The 19484-nt window shown below is 58.8% G+C and carries 23 protein-coding genes; 11 read left to right on the forward strand and 12 right to left on the reverse strand.

Annotation, left to right across the window (positions count from 1 at the left end; translation table 11 throughout):
• Positions 1-89 precede the first annotated feature (89 nt).
• The gene (locus BUA15_RS10015; protein ID WP_072715855.1) at positions 90-488 is read left to right on the forward strand and encodes a RidA family protein; all 399 of its coding nucleotides are present in this window, start codon (positions 90-92) and stop codon (positions 486-488) included.
• Here the strand turns inward: BUA15_RS10015 and BUA15_RS10020 are convergent.
• The 8 genes from BUA15_RS10020 to BUA15_RS10050 all read right to left on the reverse strand — a co-directional run bounded on the left by BUA15_RS10020 (position 470) and on the right by BUA15_RS10050 (position 6414).
• Entirely contained in the window at positions 470-1015 is a 546-nt protein-coding gene (locus BUA15_RS10020) for a YajG family lipoprotein (RefSeq protein ID WP_072715856.1), read from the reverse strand. The two genes, BUA15_RS10015 and BUA15_RS10020, sit on opposite strands and share 19 nt — an antisense overlap.
• A 6-nt stretch (positions 1016-1021) precedes the next feature.
• Positions 1022-1555, reverse strand: a complete 534-nt coding sequence (locus BUA15_RS10025) for an adenine phosphoribosyltransferase (RefSeq protein WP_072715857.1) — start codon at positions 1553-1555, stop codon at positions 1022-1024.
• Between the two features lie 31 nt (positions 1556-1586).
• Positions 1587-2792, reverse strand: coding sequence for an N-acetylmuramoyl-L-alanine amidase family protein (locus BUA15_RS10030; RefSeq protein WP_072715858.1), 1206 nt, complete (start codon positions 2790-2792; stop codon positions 1587-1589).
• Between the two features lie 173 nt (positions 2793-2965).
• A complete protein-coding gene (locus BUA15_RS10035) occupies positions 2966-3775 on the reverse strand; it encodes a hypothetical protein (RefSeq protein WP_072715859.1) in 810 nt (269 codons plus the stop codon).
• 86 nt (positions 3776-3861) lie between these two features.
• Positions 3862-4014 carry a hypothetical protein gene (locus BUA15_RS13740; protein WP_178139409.1) on the reverse strand — a complete coding sequence of 51 codons (153 nt, stop codon included), beginning with the start codon at positions 4012-4014 and terminating at the stop codon, positions 3862-3864.
• A 210-nt stretch (positions 4015-4224) separates the two neighbouring features.
• Positions 4225-5079, reverse strand: a complete 855-nt coding sequence (locus BUA15_RS10040) for a hypothetical protein (protein ID WP_072715860.1) — start codon at positions 5077-5079, stop codon at positions 4225-4227.
• A gap of 19 nt (positions 5080-5098) precedes the next feature.
• Positions 5099-5758 carry a hypothetical protein gene (locus BUA15_RS10045; RefSeq protein WP_072715861.1) on the reverse strand — a complete coding sequence of 220 codons (660 nt, stop codon included), beginning with the start codon at positions 5756-5758 and terminating at the stop codon, positions 5099-5101.
• Positions 5755-6414 (reverse strand): RNA polymerase sigma factor, encoded by a 660-nt coding sequence (locus tag BUA15_RS10050; protein WP_245772009.1) that lies wholly within the window; start codon positions 6412-6414, stop codon positions 5755-5757. Before BUA15_RS10050 ends, BUA15_RS10045 begins: the two co-directional genes overlap by 4 nt.
• 88 nt (positions 6415-6502) lie before the next feature.
• On the opposite strand from BUA15_RS10050, the gene BUA15_RS10055 reads away from it, so the two are divergent.
• Both BUA15_RS10055 and BUA15_RS10060 read left to right on the forward strand, forming a co-directional pair.
• Positions 6503-7834 carry an O-acetylhomoserine aminocarboxypropyltransferase/cysteine synthase family protein gene (locus tag BUA15_RS10055; RefSeq protein ID WP_072715863.1) on the forward strand — a complete coding sequence of 444 codons (1332 nt, stop codon included), beginning with the start codon at positions 6503-6505 and terminating at the stop codon, positions 7832-7834.
• A complete protein-coding gene (locus BUA15_RS10060; RefSeq protein WP_084660576.1) occupies positions 7801-8340 on the forward strand; it encodes a CoA-binding protein in 540 nt (179 codons plus the stop codon). Before BUA15_RS10055 ends, BUA15_RS10060 begins: the two co-directional genes overlap by 34 nt.
• On the opposite strand, the gene radA is transcribed toward BUA15_RS10060, so the two are convergent.
• Complete coding sequence (radA, locus tag BUA15_RS10065) at positions 8337-9698, reverse strand: DNA repair protein RadA (protein WP_072715864.1); 1362 nt, start codon at positions 9696-9698, stop codon at positions 8337-8339. The two genes, BUA15_RS10060 and radA, sit on opposite strands and share 4 nt — an antisense overlap.
• Before the next feature lie 124 nt (positions 9699-9822).
• On the opposite strand from radA, the gene BUA15_RS10070 reads away from it, so the two are divergent.
• The 5 genes from BUA15_RS10070 (at position 9823) to BUA15_RS10090 (ending at position 13804) form a co-directional block, all read left to right on the forward strand.
• Entirely contained in the window at positions 9823-10584 is a 762-nt protein-coding gene (locus BUA15_RS10070; protein WP_072715865.1) for an MlaE family ABC transporter permease, read from the forward strand.
• 4 nt (positions 10585-10588) lie between these two features.
• Positions 10589-11347, forward strand: coding sequence for an ABC transporter ATP-binding protein (locus BUA15_RS10075; protein WP_072715866.1), 759 nt, complete (start codon positions 10589-10591; stop codon positions 11345-11347).
• The gene (locus BUA15_RS10080; RefSeq protein ID WP_072715867.1) at positions 11344-12285 is read left to right on the forward strand and encodes an MlaD family protein; all 942 of its coding nucleotides are present in this window, start codon (positions 11344-11346) and stop codon (positions 12283-12285) included. The genes BUA15_RS10075 and BUA15_RS10080 overlap by 4 nt, the downstream gene beginning before the upstream one ends.
• A gap of 73 nt (positions 12286-12358) precedes the next feature.
• The gene (locus BUA15_RS10085; RefSeq protein WP_072715868.1) at positions 12359-13222 is read left to right on the forward strand and encodes a hydroxypyruvate isomerase family protein; all 864 of its coding nucleotides are present in this window, start codon (positions 12359-12361) and stop codon (positions 13220-13222) included.
• 15 nt (positions 13223-13237) lie between these two features.
• A complete protein-coding gene (locus BUA15_RS10090; RefSeq protein WP_072715869.1) occupies positions 13238-13804 on the forward strand; it encodes an HD domain-containing protein in 567 nt (188 codons plus the stop codon).
• Between the two features lie 480 nt (positions 13805-14284).
• On the opposite strand, the gene BUA15_RS10095 is transcribed toward BUA15_RS10090, so the two are convergent.
• On the reverse strand, positions 14285-14668 hold the full coding sequence (locus tag BUA15_RS10095) for a hypothetical protein (protein ID WP_072715870.1): 384 nt from the start codon (positions 14666-14668) through the stop codon (positions 14285-14287).
• A gap of 268 nt (positions 14669-14936) precedes the next feature.
• Positions 14937-15701 (reverse strand): metallophosphoesterase family protein, encoded by a 765-nt coding sequence (locus BUA15_RS10100; RefSeq protein WP_072715871.1) that lies wholly within the window; start codon positions 15699-15701, stop codon positions 14937-14939.
• Positions 15702-16353: 652 nt separating this feature from the next.
• On the opposite strand from BUA15_RS10100, the gene BUA15_RS10105 reads away from it, so the two are divergent.
• The gene (locus BUA15_RS10105; RefSeq protein WP_072715872.1) at positions 16354-17040 is read left to right on the forward strand and encodes a hypothetical protein; all 687 of its coding nucleotides are present in this window, start codon (positions 16354-16356) and stop codon (positions 17038-17040) included.
• 174 nt (positions 17041-17214) lie between these two features.
• Here BUA15_RS10105 and BUA15_RS10110 read toward each other — a convergent pair whose 3' ends face one another.
• Positions 17215-17721, reverse strand: coding sequence for a hypothetical protein (locus BUA15_RS10110; protein ID WP_072715873.1), 507 nt, complete (start codon positions 17719-17721; stop codon positions 17215-17217).
• 99 nt (positions 17722-17820) lie between these two features.
• Here BUA15_RS10110 and BUA15_RS10115 point away from each other — a divergent pair, with 99 nt between their 5' ends.
• Positions 17821-18591, forward strand: a complete 771-nt coding sequence (locus BUA15_RS10115) for an SDR family NAD(P)-dependent oxidoreductase (RefSeq protein WP_072715874.1) — start codon at positions 17821-17823, stop codon at positions 18589-18591.
• Positions 18592-18612: 21 nt separating this feature from the next.
• Entirely contained in the window at positions 18613-19479 is an 867-nt protein-coding gene (tesB, locus tag BUA15_RS10120; RefSeq protein WP_072715875.1) for an acyl-CoA thioesterase II, read from the forward strand.
• Positions 19480-19484: the final 5 nt, after the last annotated feature.

Below are 19484 nucleotides of genomic sequence, written 5' to 3' on the forward strand. Positions count from 1 at the left end.
GCGGATTCTTCGTTTGAAGTTCAATAGCTTCATTTTGCAAGTTAATAAAGGCAGAGATTATTCAAGGAACTATCGACGGAATATTCACCGTGCCTGAGCGTACGATCATCAAAACACCGCGTGCCCCGGCGGCCATTGGTCCTTACAGTCAGGCTGTACTTGTAGGCGACACGCTCTACTGCTCGGGGCAAATTGCCATTGATCCGAAGACCGGTAGCCTGATTACGGACAGCATCGAACGGGAAACGGAACAGGTATTAGAAAATCTGGGAGCTGTGCTGCGGGCGGCCGGCATGGACTACAAGGATGTGGTGCGCTGCACCGTCTATCTCGTTGACATCAATGACTACGCGCAGGTAAATGAGGTGTATGCGCGTTACTTTAATGAATCGCCGCCGGCCCGTGTGGCGGTGCAGGTGGCCGCTTTGCCGCGAGGAGCCCGGGTCGAGATCTCCTGCATTGCCGTTCGTCAGACACCTTCAACCTGAACGCGCAACGTCAGCCGCACTTCGTAAATGTAGTGCTCATCAGGAGCTGGTTGCAGCGGTACCAGGTGCAGTTTGGCGCCGAAAGCCGCTTTTTTCACAAAAGCGGCGACGTCTGTACCGCTGCGAGGGGCCAGGGAGGCTGTTTCATCGTCAGGAAACCCGGCCCGTCCCGCTACTTCCAGATCATTCAATCCTGGAGCAGTCAGCAGCACCCGGGCCTCACTGAGTACCTCTGACAGGTCTGTCAGAAGCGGCTGAATGCGCTCTATGGCAGCAGCCGTCACCGTCGCTGCTACCACTTCACTCTTGGTGTAGCCTCCTCGCTGCTGAAGGGCAGGAGCCAGATCTACGGTGTTGACTGCAATGATTGTGGCGGGCTGACCGTCGGTCAGGGCGTTGCCGTTGATTTCAAATCGAAAAGACACCTCAATTTCAGGCAACGTCAGTCGTTCAGTACCCGCTGCCTCGCAACCGGAAAGCATCAGCACAAGCAGCGCCAGCCCCCACCATCGCCGGTTTTTATACATGGCGGTTTAGAGTTGGAGTACCGTATGTATGGGCACGTGCGCCGGCAGGCGCTTGCGTCCCTGCAAGGCGGTTAGTTCGATCAGAAACGCACACCCGACCACCTGTCCGCCAGCCCGTTCAACGAGGCGGACAGTCGCTTCGGCCGTTCCCCCTGTAGCAATCACGTCATCATGGATCAGCACGCGATCTCCCGGCTTAATGGCATCCACGTGCATTTCAATCGTATCCGTGCCATATTCCAACTGATACGTCTCGGCAAGGGTCTGATAAGGCAGTTTGCCTTTTTTGCGCACCGGCACAAACCCCGCCTCCAGGTGATGCGCCAGCATCCCGCCCAGAATAAATCCCCGGGATTCAATGCCTACCACCTTGGTAATTGCTTCCTCCTGAAACGGTGCCAGTAAGGCATCGATCGCCAGCCGAAGCAACTCAGGATGCCCCAGCACGGGAGTAATATCCTTGAATTGAATGCCTGGTTCGGGAAAATCCGGAACGGTGCGAATCGCCTGTTTGAGCGCTTCCAGGGCTGTTTCGTTCATGTTTGTCCTCGGATAGCCTTGCTCCATGCAGTTAGCGCGCGGCTGGGAACGCCGGTTCCCGTTCGTAGTGTTCCTTGAACGTGCGAGCCGCCCGGAAAATAGCACTGGCCATATAGGCCTGGCCCTGTTTGCTTTTGAGAAAGGCGGCCTCTTTCGGATTGGTCAGAAACCCCAGCTCTACCAGAATGGCCGGCATCGAAGCGCTCCAGAGCACGTAGAAACCGGCCTGCTTGACCCCGCGATTCACGCGACCCACCCGCCGGGCAAATTGCTCCTGCACCAGCATGGCCAGCTTTTCACTTTTACGCAGATAGGCGCTCTGGGCCAGCGTCATCAAAATCAGCTCCTGTTCGGTGAAATGATCATACTGCGATGGATCTTCCTCCAGGCGAACTACACTGTTTTCCCGTTCCATCACGCGGCGGGCCGCCTCTGTTTTGTGCAGTCCCAGAAAGTACGTTTCCGCACCATGCACGCGGCGATTGCCGGGCAAAGCGTTGCAGTGCAGCGAGATAAACAGTTTCCCTCCCGCTTCGTTGGCAATACGCCCTCGTTCGCGCAGTCCCACAAAGCGATCATCTTTGCGGGTGTAAACAACCCGCACCCCCAGCAATCGCTCCAGGTATTCCCCCAGCTTCAGCGCAACGGCCAGCGTCACGTCTTTTTCCCGCACGCCGTTGGCGACGGCTCCCGGATCTTTCCCGCCATGTCCGGGATCAATCACAATTGTATCCAGATGCCATCGATCTGCTACTCGGGGCGACGCTGTCGGCTGCTTATTGAGCGCGACCGTACGCGCCTGCGCTGGCTGCGGCAGCCTGCCTCCCTCGGCGATGGTTGGATCTGTCTGAACCACCGTCAATCCAACGAGAATATCGGTCGAGAAGCGGTCTCGATAGGCTGCCGCCTTTACTGTCACCCGTTCGTCCAGCTCAAACTGAAAAATGAGATGGCCGTCTCGCGGCTCAATCGTGTAGGCGCGCACAGGCCCCTGCGGCGGATCGTGCTGCAAATCAGGGGCTGGCTCGGTATAGTACAGGACAAACTGAAGACGATGGGCATCGAGCCATTCGGGTTCCTGGTAGGCACCTACGTGAGCTGTGGTGTGAATGCGAATGACGTAGCCGCTCTGATCCGCGCGAGGAGCAAACGAAACGCGTGTTACCCGGGGTAGCGCATGGGCCCACGCGCTCTCCCAGAAGCACCCGATCAGCAACAGTAGCAGTGCCGCCCGCATGGTCGATACCGGTTCAATCCGCCCCGATCTGCTGCAAGCTCCGTACCGCCTTTCAAACCGGGCGTTTTTTACACGTTCAGACAGACGAAGCCGGAAGGAAAGGTACGACACTGCCGGCCTTTTTGCCAGTGGCTCGTAGCACCCGATGTTTCTCAGGCGGCATGCATGTGCACTCAACGCGACGAAATCGATGATTTCTGAGACCGGCGCAACATGTAGATCAGTATGCCCGCACCCGGGCCCGGAACCAACAGAATAAAAAGCACGAAACTCAGAATCAAATCAAGGCTTCGTAATTCTAACAGAGGAGGACGGTAATAGGCTGAAGTCGAACGCATTGCGAAAAAGAACCCGATCAGAAACAGCACACCGACAATGCCTTCTAACAACCCCACAAGTTGAAATAACTGCCGCTTTGTAAGCGCTCGCTGCCGTAACCGATGAAGCAGCATAAGCACGCCCAGTTGGAAGAGCAATCCTACCCCGACCGGTAAAAGAAGAAAGATTCGCTCTCTGGCAAAGAGCAACAGTGCGCCTAAAGCCACCAGTAGCAGCCCTGTTAACAGAAGATTCAAACGTAGTAAACCGGAATGGAACCGAATCAATTCGGTCCCTCTTTCAACGGGCGTTTCTGTTTCTTTTGCCGTCGCCTCGGATTTAACGGGCAGCAACAGCAGCGTGAACGTCCCCACAAACCAGAATAACCGATAGTACCAGGGGAAAGCCCAGAAATCATTTTTTATCAGTGCAAAATTGACAAAATATATGATAAAAATAATTCCAGTTATAAAAGCTATATCTATTTTAAATTTTTTTCTACAAAAAGATTTATGCATACCAGTTACATTTTGTATAACAAGCAGGCTAAGAATCCACTCAATATGATCTGAGCTAAAACCATATTCAAAAACAAATTTGAATATCAGTATATATAGAGAGTGAAACATAATATTGATAATCTTATATACCTTAAAAGAAACCATAGCTCAATTCAAATCACCATATCGTTTGACACATTCCATTACTTGCAGCATGGTACTGGCACAACAATGGCCCATTAGTTTCCCGTTCACAAATACCGGAACACAGGAGCTTCCACCGCCTCTGCCGCCTCCTTAAGCCATTGCTGTTGGATCGAATCATTGCGCAGCGCCCGGGCCATGTGACGTTGTATTGACAAGTAGGTATCTCGGATCCATCGCTGCAGAAGCGTGTCCGCCATGAGCTTCTTCAACACCTGTTGTTCATTTTCACTCAGTAGAATCGGCGTATTTTCTGGGATAGCCCGGGCAATCGCCAGAGAATCCGTAGCAGCGACCGACCCGCCTTCTTCAGCATCGAGTTGTGCATTATTGAAGTGAACGGCAGAAAGATAAAACTTTGAGAATATATAGCTTTTGCAGCCCCCTCAAGAAATGCTTCCCTGCTTTTCTCACCGTTGCCCGCCCAGCAGCTCGCGCAGGCGCTGTTCGATGATCCGGCGGCGGTAGCGTTCGCGTTCGTTCAGGCGCTCCCGGAGCAGGCGAAGCTGACGTTCGAGCTGGGCAATTTCCCGCCGTCGGTTCTGCTGCTTGCGTTCAAAGGTCTCTTCCAGCTGCCGGCGCAGCTCGGCAATAGCTGCTTCACGATCTGGTCCTTCCGGCATCTGGCGAATCCGAAGCGCCTGGCGCTGCAGCTCTTGCTCCCAGGTCCATTCTTCCACAAGCCGACGGGCCAGCTCGGCATCCTGCCGCTGCATGTGCATCAGATAGGTCTCCCACTCCAGTCGCGGCAGCAAACGTACCTGTCTCGAAAGCGCAGCCGCCTGTCGCCGAATCGTTTCCAGACGCTGCTCCAGCTCTGAGGTGCGGACCTGCCGCCAGTGTTCGACGCTTTGATAGACCCGCTCGGCTTCCTCCTGCAGCGCCCGGGCCTGCTTGATCAGCTCAGCCATGAGCGCTTCCATCCGATCCGTTGTATCTTCAAAGGATGAAATTGCCGGAATAAAAATCTCCTGATCCAGAAGTTCTGTGGGATGGACCGGCACAATGCGGCTACCTCGAACCTGAAAGAATCGTCCGTTCAGTGAAAAAATGGGACTTTCTTCGCCGTAAAATTGCAACTGCAACGTAAGCCCCGGGGAAAGGTCTAGCTGGCGCGTCTGATACGTCAGGGTAACCCGTCGCCCATCCAACCAGATCTGCCCATCTCGGATTTCAAGCGTACGCTGGGCCTGCACGCTGCCTGCGCCCAGGCTCAGCAGCAACCCGATGCACAGGCTCCACCCAAGCAGTCTGCGACCGTTCATAGCTCCCTTCACCGGGTTTTCAATCATAGCGTCGAGCAGCAGGAATCAGCCCCGGACGGCCATTGCCTGTCGGCCATGCTTCCAGCGGCAACGCGGGTCCCCACCGAGCCGGCGTACTTCGAGCTTCCAGCAGTTGAAGCTGCCGATAGACCTGCTGCACGGCCGCCCGGTCATCCCATCGAAGCACCAGGGTAGCCCTTGGCGTTGCTTCAGCACCAGCCACGGAAGAAACCTGTGCAATGAGCGAAAGCCAGCCATGCGCGTCGACCGGCTCGGGGGCCGTGGACGCCTGCTCGGCCACTACCACTCCCGTGCGCGTAACGGGCTTGTACGGCCCGAACCAGTGCCAGAGCGCACCTATCAGCAGCATCAACGTTCCGATGGACACCCCCCAGCGCCACCGACGCCGGGCTAGCCGCCGCGCGCGCCGATCGGCCCCCCCCGGACGCGCAGCAGCCGCCACGATCCGGTCGATCACTGTCGGATCGGGCCGATGGCGCGGCCGCGCATCCAGCCATGCCTTTACCTCCTGCAGCGTCTGCCATTCATCTGCCAGCTCCGGATCTGCTTCGGGCGCTCTACCATTCGGTAAGGCCTCGCCGTAAAGCAAGCGGACCAGATACAACCGCCTGTCGTCCATCGCGCCCGGTACTTCCTGGTGGGGTAGCCGTCTGCTCATTCCGAAGCCGGTTGGTTTTGCATGTGATGCATCATTTTGCGCAGGTTGATCAGCGCGTAGCGCATGCGTCCCAGCGCCGTATTGATCGAGACGCCGGTCAGTTCAGCGATCTCCCGGAAGGTTAGCTCGGCCTCCTGACGCAGGAGCAGCACTTCACGCTGCTCAGGCGGCAGCCGCTCAATGCAGGCGGTCAGCTGCGCCTGCAGTTCAGCTTCCTCCAACGCCTCGTCGGCACCTGGCGCGTCGTCTGCCAGTCGATCCCAGAACGAAATCCCTTCTTCCCCATTCTCCGGGGGCACATCCTGCCATTTTCTTCGGCTGCGCAAGTAGTCGAGCGCTGCGTTACGCGCAATGCGCAGCACCCAGGCCAGCCAGCGCCCCTGCTGCGTGTAGGAAGCCCGTTCCTGCCGCAGCGCCGCCAGCACGCGCAGGAATGTTTCCTGAAACAGATCGCTGGCCACTTCGGGGTCGCGCACCATTCCCAGTAAATAGCCGTAAATGCGTTCCTGGTGGCGTTCAACCAGTTGGCGGAACGCCTGCGCGTCGCCCCGCTCCAGGTAGGCCGCGACCAGTTGATCGTCGGTGGGGTGCATCCAATCGGTTCCCTTCCGGAAGACTACCTGCGCAGACACTTCCTTAACGAAGAATCCTGACATTTTATTGCCTGCCCCGCCGCGGGTTCGCGAAACCCGAAAAACGCCCTGGGGTTAGTGCTACGCTCATAAAGATGGAACGCATCCAGCAATGGTGGAACGCTCGACCCCGGCTCCGCAAGCGCGCCCCAACGGTCAGACCGGCCGCACCTTTGGCTTTGAAACGCGCATGCTGCATGCGGGGCATATTCCTGACGCCGTCACGGGCGCCCGTGCCGTACCTATTTACCAGACTACCTCCTACGTCTTCGACGACGTAGACTACGCAGCCCAGCTTTTCGAGCTCAAGCAGTATGGCAACATCTACACGCGCATCAACAATCCCACCACCGCGGTCTTTGAGGAGCGCATGGCCTCGCTCGAAAATGGAACCGGCGCGGTGGCCACCGCCAGTGGCATGGCCGCGCAGTTCCTGACGTTCATGACGCTCTTACAGCCTGGCGATGAGATCGTCGCCTCCCAGCACCTCTATGGCGGAACGAAAACCCAGCTCACCCATACCCTCCAGAAACTGGGCGTAACGGTACATTTTGTTGATCCAACAGACTTCGACGCCTGGGAGGCGGCCATTACGCCCCGCACCCGCGCGCTCTATGGAGAGACTATCGGCAATCCGCAGGGCAGCATCCTGGACATTGAACGCCTGGCCGAACTGGCCCACGCCCATCGCATTCCGCTGATCGTGGACAATACCTTTGCGACGCCGTACCTGTGCCGTCCGATCGAATGGGGCGCCGACATCGTCGTGCATTCGGCCACCAAATTTATCGGGGGGCATGGCAACTCCATTGGGGGCGTGGTTATCGAAGCCGGCACGTTCGACTACCGCCATTTTCCTACCATTGCGGACCCCTCTCCCTCCTACCACGGCCTGCGCTTTTACGACACGTTCGGCCACCACGGCTTTCTGATGAAACTGCGCGCCGAGACGCTCCGCGACGTGGGCGCCTGCCTTTCTCCTTTTAATGCCTTCCTGCTCATCCAGGGACTGGAAACCCTCTCCATCCGCATGGAGCGGCATGTGGCAAACGCCCGCGCCATTGCCGAATTCCTGCACGATCACCCCAGAGTCGCCTGGGTCGCCTACGCCGGTCTCCCCGACAGTCCCTACTACGAACTCGCCCAGAAGTACACGCCGCTAGGACCCGGGGCTGTTTTTACGTTCGGGCTCAAGTACGGCGCCGAAGGACCGCGGGCAGCAGGTAAGAAGTTTATCGAGTCGCTACAGCTTTTCTCTCATCTGGCCAACGTAGGCGACGTGCGAAGCCTGGTCATTCATCCGGCCACTACCACGCATCAGCAGCTTTCTGACGAAGAACTGGAAGCTGCGGGTATCAAGCCCGAGATGATCCGTCTGTCCATTGGACTGGAAACCCTGGAGGACCTGTTATGGGACCTGGATCAGGCCCTGCATGCGATCTGACACTGAACTCCATCCTGCCACCAGCGCTTCGGGAAAAGTACCAGCACCCGGCCGTTATCCGTAAGGTGCTGGCCGAATCCCGCACCATTGCCATCGTCGGCCTTTCAGCCGACCGGCAGAAGGCCAGTCATTTTGTGGCCACCTATCTGCAATATGCCGGCTACCGAATTATTCCGGTGAATCCGCACGCTCAGGAGATCCTGGGTGAGCGTACCTATCCGGATCTGCGGAGCATTCCAGAGCCGGTCGATGTGGTCGACGTGTTCCGTCCGGCGCATGAATGCCCCGAATATGCCCGGCAGGCCGTGGAAATCGGCGCCCGTACGCTCTGGCTCCAGCTACGCATCGTCAGCCTTGAAGCTGCCCAGATTGCAGAAGCCGGGGGACTACAGGTGGTAATGGACCGCTGCATCAAGATGGAGCACGGTCGCTACAACGGTAGCATGCACTGGGTGGGTATGAACACCGGCATCATTACGGCGCGCCGCGCTCGCCGCTGGTTTTAAAGCACATAGTCCAGCGCCTCGTGCAACGAGCGCACCCCGACCACCTCCAGGCCGTCGGGACGCAGGAGTCCTTTCAGGTGATGGGCCGGTACCAGAGCCTGCCGAAAGCCCAGCCGGGCCGCTTCGCGGAGCCGAACGTCGAGCTGTCCGACGCCGCGAATTTCTCCGCCCAGCCCGACTTCGCCGATCAGCACGGTGCCCGTATCGGCCGGGATGTCCCGAAAGGACGAAGCAACCGCCACCAGCACACCCAGATCAGCCGCCGGCTCTTCCAACCGCAATCCCCCCACGACGTTTACGAACACGTCATGCGCCGCCAGACGCAGCCCCTCTCGCTTTTCTAGAACCGCCAGCAGCATCTGCAGCCGCCGGTAGTCAAAGCCCGTCGCATTGCGCTGCGGCGTTCCGTATGCGGTCGGTGTCACCAGCGCCTGGATTTCGACAAGCACCGGTCGCGTGCCTTCGAGCGTGCAGACTACCGTGGAACCACTGGTGCCGTAGCGCCGCTCCGACAGAAACAGCTCGCTGGGATTATCAACGGCACGCAGGCCGGTTTCGTGCATCTCGAACACGCCAATTTCATGGGTGGCCCCGAAGCGGTTTTTGACCGCCCGCAAAATGCGATAGGCGTGATGGCGATCCCCCTCAAAATAAAGCACCGTATCGACCATGTGCTCCAGCACGCGCGGTCCGGCAATGGCGCCTTCTTTGGTAACGTGCCCGACCAGAAAAACCGGAACATGCGTGGTTTTTGCATAATGCATGAGCAACGCGGCACTTTCGCGCACCTGGCTGACCGAACCCGGTGCGCTTTCCAGCTCAGGCCGGTAAACCGTCTGAATCGAATCGATCACGAGCACCTCGGGCTTCGCCCGGCGCGCAGCCTCCAGAATCGCTTCCAGGTTGGTCTCGGCCAGGAGCAGAAGGTTTTCCCCTTCTATGCCCAGGCGCCGAGCACGCAGCCGCACCTGACGAACCGACTCTTCGCCTGTCACGTAGAGCACCCGGCGATCGGGAAGGTAGCGGGCAAGTTCAGTCATCAGCGTGCTTTTGCCAATGCCCGGATCACCCGCCAGCAAGATGAGCGAGCCCGGCACAATGCCCCCGCCCAGGACCCGGTCCAGCTCGGCCACGCCGGTTACCAGCCGCGCCTCCTCGTCTAACGGAACAGCCGATAGCGGGACGGGATCAGCACTCGGTGCCTCTGCCCTGCGCTGCGGCACGCGTGCCCTCACGGGCCTTGGTCGCGCTTCCTCCACCAGCGTATTCCATCCGCCACAATCCGGACAACGCCCCATCCAACGCGGTGCTTCGTAGCCGCAGGCCTGACAGACGTATCGGCTCGATGAACGCGCCATGAGATTTGTCTCCGTCTGAAACCCTGTTTTACTCCTCGTGTTACGTTCGCTCGATAGCAGGCGGCTTTTTTCCTGCACGGAAGCTCTGCTTGCTCACGCGTACAGGCTGGCGAAGTTGCGTTCCATGCAAAAGTCACTGTCACAGTTTTTACTGCCCTTTCGGGCACTGGGCCAGTACACGCTGCTGCTTGTCCACGCGTTCTCGGCCCTGGGAGAGTTCAAAACGTATCGAAAGAACCTGTTCGATCAGATGGTGCGTATCGGGGTTGATTCAATCCCGATTGTAGCGATGGCCGCCGCGTTCTCCGGCGCCGTGATGACCGTGCAGACCGCCTACCAGCTTGTATCGCCGTTCATTCCTAAGTCTGTGATTGGCGCAGTGGTCGCCCCTTCCATGATTCTGGAGCTGGCGGTAGTCGTCACGGGTTTTATCCTGGCAGGTCGGGTGGGTGCCCGCATAGCCGCTGAGCTGGGCACCATGCGCGTCACCGAGCAGATCGACGCGCTCGAAGCCATGGGCCTGAACTCGGTCAGTTATCTGGTCGTCCCGCGTGTGCTGGCTGGCATGATCATGGTGCCAGTGCTCTACGTGATAGCCAGTTTCATCGGCATAGCTTCAGGCATTCTGGTAGCCAACCTGGGGGGCTTTCTCTCGACCGGCGAATTCCTCCAGGGCGCCCGGCAGTTTTTCAAGCCGTTTGATCCCATCTTTGGCGTTATCAAAGCCTTCGTGTTCGGCTTCGTGATTACGTCCATCTCCTGCTACAAAGGCTACTTTACCCAGGGTGGAGCTGAGGGAGTCGGACGGAGCACTACGCAGGCAGCCGTCCTGAGCTGCGTGTATATTCTGGTAGCGGATCTGGTCCTGGCCGTTCTACTGCTATAACCCGATGATTCAGGTCGAACATCTCTACAAGAGCTTTGATGGACGCCCCGTCCTGGTAGACGTCTCGCTGGAAATTCGCGATGGCGAGACGCTGGCTATCATCGGCCGCTCGGGTTCGGGCAAGAGCGTCTTGATGAAGCACCTGATCGGTCTGTTGAAACCCGACCGGGGACGCGTGCTGGTCGATGGCGTAGACATTCACGCCATCTCTTATGAAGAATTGCGCCGGATTCGCCGGCAGTTTGGCGTGCTCTTCCAGAGCGGCGCGCTGTTCGACTCAATGAATGCGTTCGAAAACGTAGCCTTCCCGCTGCGCACGTTTACCAATCTCTCGGAAGCAGCGATCCGCCGTCGCGTGCAGGAGTGCCTGGAGCTGGTCCAATTGCCGGACGTGGGGCCCAAGATGCCTGACGAACTCTCAGGCGGCATGAAAAAACGTGTGGCGCTGGCGCGCGCCATTGCCCTGGAGCCACGCTACATTATCTACGACGAGCCAACTACTGGCCTCGACCCGGAGACGGCCAATGCTATTGACGAGCTGATTCGCGACCTGAATCACCGGCTCAACGTTACCGGCATCGTCGTTACGCACGACATGCATTCGGTGCTTTCGGTAGCCGACCGCGTGGCCTTCCTGTATCAGGGCCGTATGCACTGGGTAGGTACCATCGAGGCATTGCATCGCAGCAACGACCCGACACTGCTTGCCTTTGTGAAAGCCAGCGAGTACCAGATTGGTCAACCGATTTCTCGCAGCACATGAACGCACTGATGACCCATCGCAACGAAGTCAAAGTGGGCGTGGCCCTGGTTGCGGCTGCGCTGATCCTGTTTTTCGGAACCCGCTTCCTGCTCAATCTGCCCCTTTTTGAGCGAACCGCCACTTATGAAACGCTCCTGCCAGACGCCGGAGGCCTGGTCGATGGCAGCCTGGTACGGCTAAAAGGGGTGGTCGTCGGACGCGTCACGGAAGTGCACTACGATCCGCAGCACGGCATGGCACGCGTGCGGTTTCAAATTCACGGCGGCGTGCCGCTTCCAGAAGGATCGTACACGCGCATTTCCGGCCTGGCGATGTTTGGCAACGTGGAAATGGAAATCGTGCCCGGCCCTCCCGGCAATCCGCCCCTGAAGCCGGGCAGCCAGCTCCCGGGCCATCTCGATGGTGGCCTGGCAGCCGTGGCCGAAGAAGTTCCTGCCGTGCTGCAACAACTGAACACGCTGCTGGAACGCTTCGATACGGTAGCGGAAGCCGCAGCCACGCAGCTCAGCACGCCGGGCAGCGACCTGCGTCTGACACTCCAGGCCCTCCGCCAGAGTAGCCAGACCCTGGCAGCGCTGCTCCAGCGTGAACAACAACACATCGCCCGCACGCTGGAAAACCTGGCCACTACCTCCGACCAGCTTCGCGAAGCCGCTACCCCTACCGCTGACTCCATCCAGGCCGCCGCCGCCCAGCTCCGCCACCTGCTACGCCGCCTGGAAGCCAGCACTGCCTCGCTGGAGCAGGCCACAGCCTCACTCGACCGCATTCTGGCGCACATCGCCCGTGGCGAAGGCACGCTCGGCCGTCTGATCTATGACGAGACGCTCTACTGGAAGCTCGACACCACACTGACCGGCCTGAACCGCATTCTGCGCGACTTTGAGGCCAACCCCGGCCGTTACCTGCGCGAACTACGGCTGATCGACGTGTTCTAACCCGCTTGCACCCAAACGCGCCATGCCGTTTCTTTAAGGCAGAAGATCTTCCGAACCGCTTTCGGAAACGAGCATGGCGCTCACGCGTCGGCAGGCACTGCGCAGGCTGGCCGGAGCAGCCGCCCTGACCACCATGGGCGCGCCGCTGGTGCTTCCCGCTCGCCAACGCCCTCCGCTTAAAGGACGCATCCGGCACTCTGTCTGCAAATGGTGCTATCCGAACCTGAGCGTGGAAGCCCTGGCAGCGGCCGGTGTCAAGATGGGCCTGCAATCCATTGAACTGCTGGACCCGCCCGACTGGCCGCGCCTTCGGCCGTACGGACTTATCTGCGCCATGGGCAACGGCCCCTCGCGCATCACCGAAGGGTTCAACCGCCTCGAAAATCACGCCTGGCTGGTGCCGCAATTCAAAAAGCGCATCGAAGAAGCCGCCGAAGCCGGGGTCCCCAACCTGATCTGCTTCTCCGGAAACCGCAACGGAATGGACGACGAAGAGGGGCTGGAAAACTGCGTGATCGGCCTCAAACAGATCCTGCCCACGGCTGAGAAATACGGCGTCACGATCTGTATGGAGCTGCTTAACAGCAAGATTGACCATCCCGACTACATGTGCGACCGCACCGAATGGGGCGTGCGGCTTGTGCAACGCCTGGGCTCAGAGCGCTTCAAGCTGCTCTATGACATCTACCACATGCAGATCATGGAAGGAGACATCATCCGCACCATTCAGAACTCCATCGAATACATTGCCCACTTCCACACCGCCGGTGTACCGGGACGCCACGAAATTGACGACTCCCAGGAGCTCTACTACCCGGCCATCATGCGGGCCATTGCCGCGACAGGATTCGACGGGTTTGTGGCGCAGGAGTTTATCCCTACGGCCGACGATCCCCTGGAATCCCTCCGCCATGCCATTGCCATCTGTGACGTGTAAGCCGATGAATCAGCCATGCCCACCTACGAAGACGCCCTGAAGCTCTTTCACGAATGGACGCAGTCTGAAAACCTGCGTCGTCACGGCTATGCGGTCGAGGCCGCCATGGCGTATTATGCCCGCCACTTTGGCGAAGATGAAACGCTCTGGCGCATGACCGGTCTGCTTCACGACCTGGACTACGAGCGGCATCCAACCCCCGAGGAGCATCCGTACGTGGGCGTGCGCGTGCTGCGCGAGCTGGGCTACCCCGAAGAAATGCTGGAGGCCATCCTGGGTCACGCCGACTACACGGGCACGCCACGCCGGACGCTGCTGGCCCGAACGTTGTTCGCGGTCGATGAACTGGCGGGCTTTATTACGGCCGTAGCGTACGTGCGCCCTACCCGGCTTGAAGGCCTGACCGTCAAGTCGGTCAAGAAAAAGCTCAAGGACAAAGCCTTTGCCGCTGGCGTCAGCCGCGAAGACATCCGACGAGGCGCCGAGGAGCTGGGACTGCCGCTGGAGGAACACATCGCGCATGTGATTGCCGGTATGCAGGCCGAAGCCGAGCGCCTGGGCCTGGCTGCTTCCCCGGCCTGAACTACTCCTCCTGCAGGCGAAGGTCCACGCCGCGACATCTTCCGCCCCGGTCCCTGTAGACCGACCGGGGATATATCCATTTTTTCGAAAAAAGCGCTGTTCTGCCACGTTGTCCCATAGACCGAGCCGCTCCAGAGGCTTGCCAAGGTGGATATGCTACTTAGCAGGCCCGTGCGAGCGGCAACCCGGCCTATGGGTCGCGAACAGCTCCTCTAAAAGAAGATGGGGGTGAAGACGGCTGCTGCGCTCTGGTTTCCGGGGAATCCTGCGCTGTCGGGGCAGTTTTTCTCAAACAGGAAGCCCCTCTTCGATAGGTCCGGAGGAGGTCTGCTCGTAGGAGACCGAGTTATGCACTTCCATGGTCTATCAGACCGCTACCGAATGCGTTTTGATCATAATCCGCACAGATTCCCAAACCGGCGAAATAACAGACGCCGAAATCTATACCGGAACAGGCACAGGGCCCGGCTGCCGTCCCGACTAATCCTGACGCTCACGCTGAGTAGCCTGACACTCACGCTGAGTAGTACCGTCGACTTGATAGGAGTCTCGAAGGTGCGGGGCCAGAACATGCTGCGGCTGCCCCTGGACCTTGTCCTGCCAGGCCATCTTTTTGTCCGCGTGGTATCGGTAGCCATGGATCGCCATCAGCACCTCCTGGTGGCCGATGCCGGCGCTTACTACGTGCCACGCTTTAGCGCGCGGGGCGCACCGATCGACACGCTGGGCCAACGGGGCAACGGCCCCGGCAAATTTCAGCCCCTGACGCGCATTGCCTGTCCGCCTGAAGGTGACTGGCTGTTCGTGCTGGAAGAACTGTCCCGTCGCATGCATCGCTGGCACCTGGATCCCGGTCCCTGCCACGTGGACACCCGAGTCCTTTCATTCCCACGCGCCGCCTTTTTCTTGTTGCGACCCGAAAGCCAGGGCGGGCGCGTGCAGCACCCGTCGCCTATCGGGGCACAGCAAGTCCTTGAGGCTGCTACCGCCTGGATCCCGGTCTTTACATGTTCGACACGCGCTGGAAGCTTCCCTTTCCGGCCGATCGACGGGTTCAGCAGCGGCGCCCTCCTCGCCTATCGGTTGCAAGTTCTACCGCCTGTCGATCAGTCGTCTCCTGAGCCTTGTTCTGTCATCGAAGATTCCCAAATGCCACCGTTTTCTCCCGCGTGTCGATCACCGCATAATCCCCTGCGGCCAGTGAGCCGGGATAGACCACGAGGGTATTTCCCAGGTGCACCTTTTCCTTACGTCCTTCTACCCCGGCACACACCACAAAATGCGGATCGTAGGTCTTGATCAGATGCGCCACCGCGGCCGGTCCACTCCGATCGGCCGGTTCGTCCAGTTTGTCGGCCGGGGCCGTATAGAACAACAGGATCCGAGGCGCATCCAGATGCCGCAGAAAGTCCAGCGAAAAAATCGCTTCCCAGCCCGGATAGCGCAGGAAAAACTCATGATCCCGCGCTTCCACGGTGATTTCGCCACCGAATCCTGCCACCATGTAGCGCCCTCCCAGCGGCGCAAAACTGCGGTGCACCAGGTGGATATGCGGCGTCACAATCTCACTGTTGAAGGCCGCCTGCAGGAAAAAGCGCTCCGGCGCGTCGTTACGGCCCGGAATTACATAGACCGGCACTCCGATTGTGTTCAGGCGCCGGAAAAACGCGAGCAGCGATTCCGCGTCGTTTTTCCGTTCTTCGACAATCTCGGGACGCGCCCGGTCGGGCAGTCGATGTTCCTGCACTGCCCGCTCCCACTCAGCCTGACGCGCTTCGGCCTGCAACACGTTGCCGGCAAAGAGCACGGCCTCTATACCGGCGTCGCGAACGACGTCGGGCAGTCGGTCGATATAGTCGAACGCTTCGCGCAGATCACTTGTCGCCAGTAGTTTCATTGGTGCCTCCAAGTTGGTTTGCGCAGTACCCTTTAAGAGAGCTTTTTCTCCGAAAAACGGTTTCGCATTAAACGTGACAAGGTGTTAACAATACGACCTCTGGAAGGCATAAACGACCTTCTAGCAGGCACTTTTATAAGTTGTCAGGTTTAGCGCAGAATCTCGTCTGGCGGCCTCGCTTGCCCCAATGCTTCAGCACCGCCCTTTCTTGTCCCTGTTCGTCAGTAGACGTTCCGAAGCGGCATCTCCTGAAAAGAAACAATGAAAACCACATTGCCAGATCTCAATAGCCCTGCGTTTCCCGGATAGGGATGCATTTTGCCCTTGCTCGACTCTCCACCGCGTTATTTTTTTGTTTGGGGTACGGTGTCAGGTGACCCCTCCGTCACCGGCCGTTCTTCATCGTTGAACTGCTTCTCCAACAAGGCGGAAAGAGCCGTGTCCTGTACAATTTCGCCGGAGTTGTGTCCATGCAATGTCCGGGAAGCAGGCAGATGCTGTCAACGATGACGCACCTCAGGGAGCGTCCGGGCTGAAAGGGTCACGGCTTTGCCAGCCACTTTTTTATACAAGGCACCTATTTAAAAAACTCAAAAATCATCTCAAATTCTCAGATGCACGTTTCGGGACAATAACCCAACCAGCAGGCGCTATGCGGGTACTTTTGCTGGGATTGCTGATGCTGACGGGTTGTGGCTTGCTGGAACCCGGAAGCAGCAGACACGCCGACTCTTCTACTGCGATTTATGTTGAAGCCACCCTCAACGGTCAACCCTGGCAGCCTGATTCAGCCATTGGCATACTGGACATACCTTTAGACACAGGTGAACGCCTTTCACATCTTGGACTTCGCTTTGTGATGAACGACTCCACCCCGGAGCTTCCGTTCTATAAGGCCGTGCTTATGCTGGACCTCTACGAAAAACCGCTTAGGGTCGACACAACCTACTATCTGTTCAACGCTCATCCCTATTACCGGGAGGCCGTTGCGAACGGTACCTACGCCGAAGAGGAGCTGGGACGCATGGGCCGGCTGAGCGAGCATGACTGGCAAATTTATCTGGGGTCTTACTGGATTGCGCGAGAAGATTCGCTTCAGAGCTGGGTGCGTTTCAGTCGAATCGACACGGTGCAGACCGAACCGTTCCTGCTGGTTTTCTATGAAGGGGTGTTTGAGGTAGTCCTGTCTCCCTTTGAGCGAAGCGCAGACTGGAGTCGCTATCCGAACGCTAAGTTACACTTCAGAGGACGTTTTGGCGTGCCTGCTGTAACGCGGGAATATCTACATCGCTGCGAACGGCAGCGCACCTGCTTGCGCACCCATCTACGTGATGGGTGACCCCAACAACCTGCTCTCTCCAACGCTTCCATGTATCGCACGCGATCGGATCCTGGTAGCCGACGCGATCTTGCGCGTTATGAAAACAGCATTGCTTTATGGAAGCCGCCCGGCAGGAGAGCAATTCGCTTTGCTTTTTTTAGCCCTGCTCGGTCTTCTGAACGCCACGCTGTTCTACAGCTCACTTTCATCGCGCCAGCGGCGCAAACGCCAGGGCGAAAGCGTATCGGGCCGCACCAGCAGAAAGTTGACGTTGCCACTGCTTCGAAACGGCGTTCCCTGCTCCAGCGTTACCAGGAGGTTAAACGAGCGCACGACCCGGGCCCGCCGGCCGCGGTCGAACACTTCCTGGATCAAAATCTGATTCCATTGGAGTTGAATAGCACTTGTTGCCAGAAACAAGCGCCGCGTAGCTTCCAGTTCCTGCGAAAACCCCCACTGGCGCTCTACCTGGGCATCGTAGTCGTAAAAGACGAACACAAAGGCAGAGTCCAGGAGGGGCTCATAAAGACTGATATCCCGTAACTCATAAGCCGCTTTGAAATTCTGGAAAAATCCTTCAATCGTACGGGGATCCCCCATGAGCACGGCGAACGGATCGCCCTCCTCCAGCGCAGGCGCGAACGGATTACACCCGCTCAGCCCGACCAACAATCCGCTCAGTACAAACCACCGTACCATTGATAGCTACGCTTTGTTAAAAAGTACAACGCCAACGGCTGGAGAAAAAGTCTGCGGCCTTGTAGATTGCGCCGACGCATAGCCCAGACCAGAAGACCAATGGCGCTAACGATTGATCTGAGCGGACGGGTGGCGCTCGTCACAGGTGCCAGCCGTGGGATCGGGCAGGCGCTGGCCGAAGGGCTGGCACAGGCCGGTGCAACGGTGGCGGTCCATTACCACCAGAATCGGGAGGCCGCCGAAGCACTTGCGGCACGCCTGGGCCGTGGAGCCCGTGCTTTCGGGGCAGATCTGAGTGACGTGGCCGCCTGCTGCCAACTCTTTGACGCCGTGCTGGCCACCTATGGCCGTCTAGACGTCCTCGTCAACAATGCAGGGATTGCGCTGGGTGCCGAGTTGGACGCTCCCCTTGAAGCCTGGGAAGAGGTCTGGGAGCGCACCATGGCCGTCAATCTCCGCGCTCCGGAGCTGCTCTGTCGCCTGGCGATTCAGCAATTCCTGAAGCAGGGCGGCGGACGCATCATCAACATTGCCTCACGGGCTGCGTTCCGAGGCGACACGCCTGAATACATGGCCTATGCCGCGTCAAAAGGGGGACTGGTGGCACTGACACGCTCTATCGCCCGCAACCCGCAACTTGGCCGGGCAGGCATTCGGGCCTTTGTGGTGGCCCCGGGTTTCACGCGCACCGACATGGCCCAGGATTTTATCGACCGCTATGGCCCCGAAATCGCGCTGGGCGATATTGCCCTGGAGCGGCTAACCGAACCCGAAGACCTGGCTCCTATTGTGGTGCTCCTGGCCAGCGGGCTGGCCGACCATGCTACCGGCTGCACGATCGACGTCAATGCAGGAAGTTACGTCCACTGAACGCCCAACGCCTCTATTTCCATGAGCGAACCGGTTGATCAGTTGCTCCACCTGCTTAACCTGGAACGCATTGAAGAGAATATTTTTCGCGGTCCGAGCCGCGACATTGGCAGTCCTACCGTGTTTGGCGGGCAGGTGCTTGGCCAGGCGCTTCGGGCGGCGGCCTATACCGTGCCTGCCGAACGGCAGATTCATTCCCTGCATGCGTATTTCATTCTCCCTGGTGATCCTAATGCGCCAATTGTTTACTTAGTGGAACGGCTGCGTGACGGACGGAGCTTTACCACGCGGCGCGTTACGGCCATTCAGCATGGCCGTCCAATTTTCAACCTATCCGCTTCGTTCCAGATTGACGAAATGGGCGTGGAGCATCAGGACCCCATGCCCGAGGTGCCCCCTCCTGAAGAACTGCCCTCCGAAGCGGAGCTGCGTCGCCAGTTGGCCGAGCAGGTGCCCGAAGTGCTGCGTCCGTTTTTACTCCACGAGCGGCCTATTGAGATTCGTCCCGTTGAGCCTGTTCATCTGCTTTTCCCGGAAAAGCGACCGCCCCGCCGTCACGCCTGGATCCGTGCGGCCGGAACGCTCCCTCCTAACGACTCGGCCCTGCACCAGAGCGTGCTGGCCTATGCTTCGGATTTTGGCTTTATGGGCACAGCCATGCTGCCACATGGTCTTTCATTCCTGCAACCCCACGTGCAGGCGGCCAGCCTGGATCATGCCATGTGGTTCTACCGTCCTTTTCGCGCCGATGAGTGGCTGCTGTTTGCCATGGAAAGTCCGGTGGCCGCCCGTGCGCGCGGGCTGAACCGCGGGCTGTTTTTCCGGCGCGACGGCACGCTCGTGGCCGCCGTCGTCCAGGAAGGCCTCATGCGCATCCGCTCCGACTAGCCCAC

Source organism: Rhodothermus profundi (assembly GCF_900142415.1).
Taxonomy (GTDB): domain Bacteria; phylum Bacteroidota; class Rhodothermia; order Rhodothermales; family Rhodothermaceae; genus Rhodothermus; species Rhodothermus profundi.

Coding starts and splice junctions, on each gene's coding strand:
- BUA15_RS10020 (WP_072715856.1), bottom strand. CDS start 1,015: ATGTATAAAAACCGGCGATGGTGGGGGCTGGCGCTGCTTGTGCTGATG.
- BUA15_RS10025 (WP_072715857.1), bottom strand. CDS start 1,555: ATGAACGAAACAGCCCTGGAAGCGCTCAAACAGGCGATTCGCACCGTT.
- BUA15_RS10030 (WP_072715858.1), bottom strand. CDS start 2,792: ATGCGGGCGGCACTGCTACTGTTGCTGATCGGGTGCTTCTGGGAGAGC.
- BUA15_RS10035 (WP_072715859.1), bottom strand. CDS start 3,775: ATGGTTTCTTTTAAGGTATATAAGATTATCAATATTATGTTTCACTCT.
- BUA15_RS13740 (WP_178139409.1), bottom strand. CDS start 4,014: ATGGCGGACACGCTTCTGCAGCGATGGATCCGAGATACCTACTTGTCA.
- BUA15_RS10040 (WP_072715860.1), bottom strand. CDS start 5,079: ATGAACGGTCGCAGACTGCTTGGGTGGAGCCTGTGCATCGGGTTGCTG.
- BUA15_RS10045 (WP_072715861.1), bottom strand. CDS start 5,758: ATGAGCAGACGGCTACCCCACCAGGAAGTACCGGGCGCGATGGACGAC.
- BUA15_RS10050 (WP_245772009.1), bottom strand. CDS start 6,414: ATGTCAGGATTCTTCGTTAAGGAAGTGTCTGCGCAGGTAGTCTTCCGG.
- BUA15_RS10055 (WP_072715863.1), top strand. CDS start 6,503: ATGGTGGAACGCTCGACCCCGGCTCCGCAAGCGCGCCCCAACGGTCAG.
- BUA15_RS10060 (WP_084660576.1), top strand. CDS start 7,801: ATGGGACCTGGATCAGGCCCTGCATGCGATCTGACACTGAACTCCATC.
- radA (WP_072715864.1), bottom strand. CDS start 9,698: ATGGCGCGTTCATCGAGCCGATACGTCTGTCAGGCCTGCGGCTACGAA.
- BUA15_RS10070 (WP_072715865.1), top strand. CDS start 9,823: ATGCAAAAGTCACTGTCACAGTTTTTACTGCCCTTTCGGGCACTGGGC.
- BUA15_RS10075 (WP_072715866.1), top strand. CDS start 10,589: ATGATTCAGGTCGAACATCTCTACAAGAGCTTTGATGGACGCCCCGTC.
- BUA15_RS10080 (WP_072715867.1), top strand. CDS start 11,344: ATGAACGCACTGATGACCCATCGCAACGAAGTCAAAGTGGGCGTGGCC.
- BUA15_RS10085 (WP_072715868.1), top strand. CDS start 12,359: ATGGCGCTCACGCGTCGGCAGGCACTGCGCAGGCTGGCCGGAGCAGCC.
- BUA15_RS10090 (WP_072715869.1), top strand. CDS start 13,238: ATGCCCACCTACGAAGACGCCCTGAAGCTCTTTCACGAATGGACGCAG.
- BUA15_RS10100 (WP_072715871.1), bottom strand. CDS start 15,701: ATGAAACTACTGGCGACAAGTGATCTGCGCGAAGCGTTCGACTATATC.
- BUA15_RS10105 (WP_072715872.1), top strand. CDS start 16,354: ATGCGGGTACTTTTGCTGGGATTGCTGATGCTGACGGGTTGTGGCTTG.
- BUA15_RS10110 (WP_072715873.1), bottom strand. CDS start 17,721: ATGGTACGGTGGTTTGTACTGAGCGGATTGTTGGTCGGGCTGAGCGGG.
- BUA15_RS10115 (WP_072715874.1), top strand. CDS start 17,821: ATGGCGCTAACGATTGATCTGAGCGGACGGGTGGCGCTCGTCACAGGT.
- tesB (WP_072715875.1), top strand. CDS start 18,613: ATGAGCGAACCGGTTGATCAGTTGCTCCACCTGCTTAACCTGGAACGC.